This is a genomic window from Ramlibacter sp. (assembly GCF_035706265.1).
Classification (GTDB): Bacteria; Pseudomonadota; Gammaproteobacteria; order Burkholderiales; family Burkholderiaceae_C; genus Ramlibacter.
In genome coordinates, this window is sequence record NZ_DASSVG010000294.1 from 1 (window position 1) to 4,176 (window position 4,176).

Consider the following 4,176-nt stretch of genomic DNA (forward strand, 5'->3'; position numbering starts at 1 on the left):
TCGCTGTCCGTCAGCAGCACCGAGGGCGAGGTGGGGCCGTGTTCGGCCTGGCCCAGCAGGTCCACCGCCACCAATTCGCCGTCGACTGAGTCGTCGGCGATCACCAGCGTTTCGGTGGGGCCGGCGAACAGGTCGATGCCGACGCGCCCGAACAGCTGGCGCTTGGCTTCGGCGACGAACATGTTGCCGGGGCCGACCAGCATGTCGACCGGCTTCAGCCGCGAGGTGCCGACAGCCATCGCGACGACGGCCTGCACGCCGCCCAGCACCAGGATCTCGTCGGCGCCCGCCAGGTGCATCGCCGTGACGATGGCCGGATGCGGTGCGCCCTGGAACGGCGGCGCGGTGGCGACGATGCGCTTCACGCCGGCCACCTTGGCCGTGAGGGCGCTCATGTGGGCCGAGGCGATCATGGGGTATTTGCCGCCGGGCACGTAGCAGCCCACCGCGTTCACCGGGATGTGGCGATGGCCCAGGAACACGCCCGGGCGGGTCTCCACTTCCACGTCGCGCATGGAGTCGCGCTGGACCTGCGCGAAGTTGCGGATCTGCGCCTGCGCGAAGCGGATGTCCTCCAGTTCGCGCGCCGACAAGCTCTTCATGGCCTGCTCGATCTGCGCCTGCGACAGCCGGAAGTCCTCCGGGTCCCAGTTATCGAAATTACGGCTGTACTCGCGCACCGCCTCATCGCCGCGCTGCTCGATGTCGCGGATGATGCCCTCCACTGTGGCGCGCACCTTGGCGTCGTCTGCGTTTCGGGCCTGCACATCGCGGCCGCGCTTGAGGTATCTGATCATGTCCTTGGTCTTCGTTGACGTGTTTTTGCATTCGTATGCAGGCCATCAGTGTCTCCGACTTGCATTCGTATGCAACTCAGGGTTTACCCCCGCATGGCGTCGCTCTGCCAAGACCAGGCAATGGGAATTCACCGCGCAACAGGTCGTCAAGGGTGAGGCGGTTTACGGGGTCGCGGAGTTCTGGCGCGATCTGTTCGAGGAGATCCGCAACATGCCCGGCGCGGACGAACAGGCGCTCAATCCGGTGTTCCGGCTGGTCTACGAGAAGACAGCCGCGGCGATTTCGACGATTCTCACGGCCGGTGCTTCGACGCGGATGCAGACGAAGTCCTCCGCCGGACTTCGTAAGCACCTTGGCAGTTGAAGGTGAGGAGAACTCTCCGGACACGCGACGGGTCCGATTACAGCCGCGACCCTGTTCGGCTGATTTTTCTGTCCGGGATAGGGAGGTGGGGTAGTTCGTTGGGTAATCGGACCGATGGCCTCAGAACCCGCATCCACACTGGCGGTGTGGAGGACGCCCTCTCCCGGCAACGCACCGCTGCGCTCGGTTTACGCCGGGATCGAACGAAGCCTGCCGCCCCGCTCAGGGCGCGACCACCTGCGCGTGCGCCAGCCGCAGACACTCGGAAAACAGCTTCGCTGCCCGCGACGGCTCGGGTGAGCGCCGCATGATGCTCACGAAGCGGCAGCGGTAGCGGAAGCGGCGCGGCTGCACCGCGCGCATGTGGCCCTCGCGCTCGAAAGCCGCTGCGTAGTGGTCCGGCAGGAACCCCAGGTAACGGCCGGACAGCACCAGGGTCGCGATCGCCTCCTGGTCGAAGCCCGTGGCCGCCCGCGACAACTGCGCCCGGTGGCTCAGTTCCATGTTGGGCGAGTGGTACCCCAGGCCAGCGAAGGCATGCTGGCGCAGCTTGGTCCAGGTCAGATCGGACGCCCGCCGCTCGAACAGCGGGTGGCCGGCACCGCAGTACAGCAGCATCGTCTCGTCGAACAGATCCTGGTACGCCAGGCTGCGCGAGCTGCGGTGCGCCGGGATGACACCGATGTGGAGGCTGCCGTCCAGGACGCCGCGCTCGATGACGGGCATGGGAGCGACATGCACGCTGAGACTCACCTCCGGCGCGGCTTCGTGGAAGCCGGCCACGGCCTCGGCGATGTGCGACGCCGGGTTGGTGGCCGTCTTGTCGAACAACGCCACTTCGAGCTGGCCGCCCATGCGCAGGTGGATGTCGTCGACGCTGGAGCGGAAGGCGTCCAGCGAGGCCAGCAGGCGTTGCGTCTCCTCGTAGACCCGCTGCCCCTCGGGCGTGACGGCGAAGCCCGCGCGCCCGCGCCGGCACAGCACCAGCCCGAGCCGCGTCTCCAGGTCCTTCAGGTGGCGGCTGACGGTGGAGGTGCCGATGTTCAGTTCCAGTTCGGCCGCCGACAGACCGCCGCACTCCACCACGGTCTTGAACACGCGCAGCAGGCGCAGGTCCATGTCGCTCAGCTGCCCGAGCAGGGCGCGGCCGCGCGGACGGCTGGAAACTTTCATGAATTGGCAAGTGAGCGGTGATACTCGTTCATTCTTGCACGGCAACCGCCGGCCCACCATGGCGCCCATGACGACGACCACCACCAACGAGCCGGCGCCCAGCGCCACCCGCGTGCGCACCGATGCCGCCTGGCTGGAGGCGCACTGGATGCCCTTCACGGGCAATCGCCAATTCAAGGCCGACCCGCGCATCATCGTGGAGGCCAAGGGGGCGTACTACACCGACCACGAAGGCCGCAAGATCTTCGACGGCCTGTCCGGGCTGTGGTGCTCCGGCCTGGGCCACGGCCGGCCCGAGATCACCGAGGCGGTGAGCCGCCAGGTGGCCAAGCTCGACTACGCGCCGGCGTTCCAGCATGGCCACCCCGGATCGTTCGAGCTGGCCAACAGGATCAAGGAACTCACGCCGGCCGGACTGGACTACGTCTTCTTCACCGGCTCGGGCTCGGAGGCCGCCGACACCTCGCTGAAGATTGCACGCGCCTACTGGCGTGCCCGGGGGCAGGCCTCCAAGACGCGCCTGATCGGGCGCGAGAAGGGCTACCACGGCGTCAACTTCGGCGGCATCTCGGTGGGCGGCATGGTCGGCAACCGCAAGACCTTCGGCCAGGCCGTCGAAGCGGACCACCTGCCGCACACGCTGCTGGCCTCGAACGCCTTCTCGCGCGGCGTGCCGGCGGAAGGTGGCGAGGCGCTCGCCGATCGCCTGCTGGACCTGATCGCCCTGCACGATGCCTCCAACATCGCCGCCGTCATCGTCGAGCCGTTCTCCGGCTCCGCCGGCGTCGTGGTGCCGCCCGCCGGTTACCTGCGGCGGCTGCGCGAAATCTGCACGGCGCACGACATCCTGCTGATCTTCGACGAGGTCATCACCGGGTTCGGCCGCTGCGGCGCGATGACCGGCTCCGACGCGTTCGGCGTGGTGCCCGACATCATGAACGTCGCCAAGCAGGTCACCAACGGCGCGCAGCCGCTGGGCGCGGTGATCGCGCGCAGGGAGATCCACGACGCGTTCATGGCAACGGGCGGGCCGGACTACATGCTCGAATTCCCGCACGGCTACACCTATTCCGCGCACCCGGTGGCCTGCGCGGCGGGCGTCGCGGCCCTCGAGGTGCTGCATCGCGAACGCCTGGTGGAGCGCGTCCAGGAACTCGCGCCGTACTTCGAGCAGGCCGTGCACGGCCTGAAGGGCTACAAGCACGTCGCGGATATCCGCAACATCGGCCTGGCGGCGGGCATCACGCTCGCGTCGCTGCCGGGCGAGCCGGCGCGCCGGCCCTTCGACGTGGCCATGGCGTGCTGGAAGAAGGGCTTCTACGTGCGCTACGGCGGCGACACCATCCAGCTCGCGCCGCCCTTCATCGTGGAGAAGGCGGAGATCGATCGGCTGGTCAACGCCCTCGGCGAGGCCCTCACCGAAACGGCCTGACGCGGCAGGCGCCTTTCAGGCGCCGGCCAGCGTAGCCTCCCGCTGCGCCACGGCGGTTTGCCGCCCCAGCACGCCGTCGGCGATGCGCCGCGCGGTGTTGAGCGAATCGGTGAGACCGAGGTGGCCGTGCCCGGTGGCGAGCCACAGGCCCGCATGGCCGGGCGCGGCGCCGACCACCGGCACCGAGTCGGGCATGCAGGGGCGGTGCCCCATCCAGGTGTGCGCCTGCAGGTCGCACAGCGCCGGGAAGCTCTCGCGGGCGACGCGCGCGAGCGCAGCGGCGCGGCGCTCGTCCGGGGGCGCGGCCAGGCCGGCGATCTCCACCGTGCCGCCGGCGCGCAAGCCGTCCTCCATCGGCGCGAGGAAGATCTTGCGGTCGGCCAGCACCACCGTGCGCGAGATGACGTTGC

General features: G+C 69.0%; 5 protein-coding genes. 2 read left to right on the forward strand and 3 right to left on the reverse strand.

All coding sequences use genetic code 11. The annotated features are described in order from the left end of the window. On the reverse strand, positions 1 to 797 hold a 797-nt coding region (hisD, locus tag VFM98_RS10800), incomplete at its 3' end, for a histidinol dehydrogenase (RefSeq protein ID WP_325109928.1). On the opposite strand from hisD, the gene VFM98_RS10805 reads away from it, so the two are divergent. After that, positions 796 to 1,161: a hypothetical protein gene (locus VFM98_RS10805; RefSeq protein WP_325109929.1), complete on the forward strand. Its 366-nt coding sequence runs from the start codon at positions 796 to 798 to the stop codon at positions 1,159 to 1,161. The genes hisD and VFM98_RS10805 overlap by 2 nt on opposite strands. Positions 1,162 to 1,383: 222 nt before the next feature. Here VFM98_RS10805 and VFM98_RS10810 read toward each other — a convergent pair whose 3' ends face one another. Next, entirely contained in the window at positions 1,384 to 2,334 is a 951-nt protein-coding gene (locus tag VFM98_RS10810; protein ID WP_325109930.1) for a LysR family transcriptional regulator, read from the reverse strand. Positions 2,335 to 2,401: 67 nt separating this feature from the next. Here VFM98_RS10810 and VFM98_RS10815 point away from each other — a divergent pair, with 67 nt between their 5' ends. Next, a complete protein-coding gene (locus tag VFM98_RS10815) occupies positions 2,402 to 3,766 on the forward strand; it encodes an aspartate aminotransferase family protein (RefSeq protein ID WP_325109931.1) in 1,365 nt (454 codons plus the stop codon). Positions 3,767 to 3,781: 15 nt separating this feature from the next. Here the strand turns inward: VFM98_RS10815 and VFM98_RS10820 are convergent. Beyond that, positions 3,782 to 4,176 (reverse strand): NAD(P)/FAD-dependent oxidoreductase (locus VFM98_RS10820; RefSeq protein ID WP_325109933.1); only part of this gene is annotated, 395 nt, incomplete at its 5' end.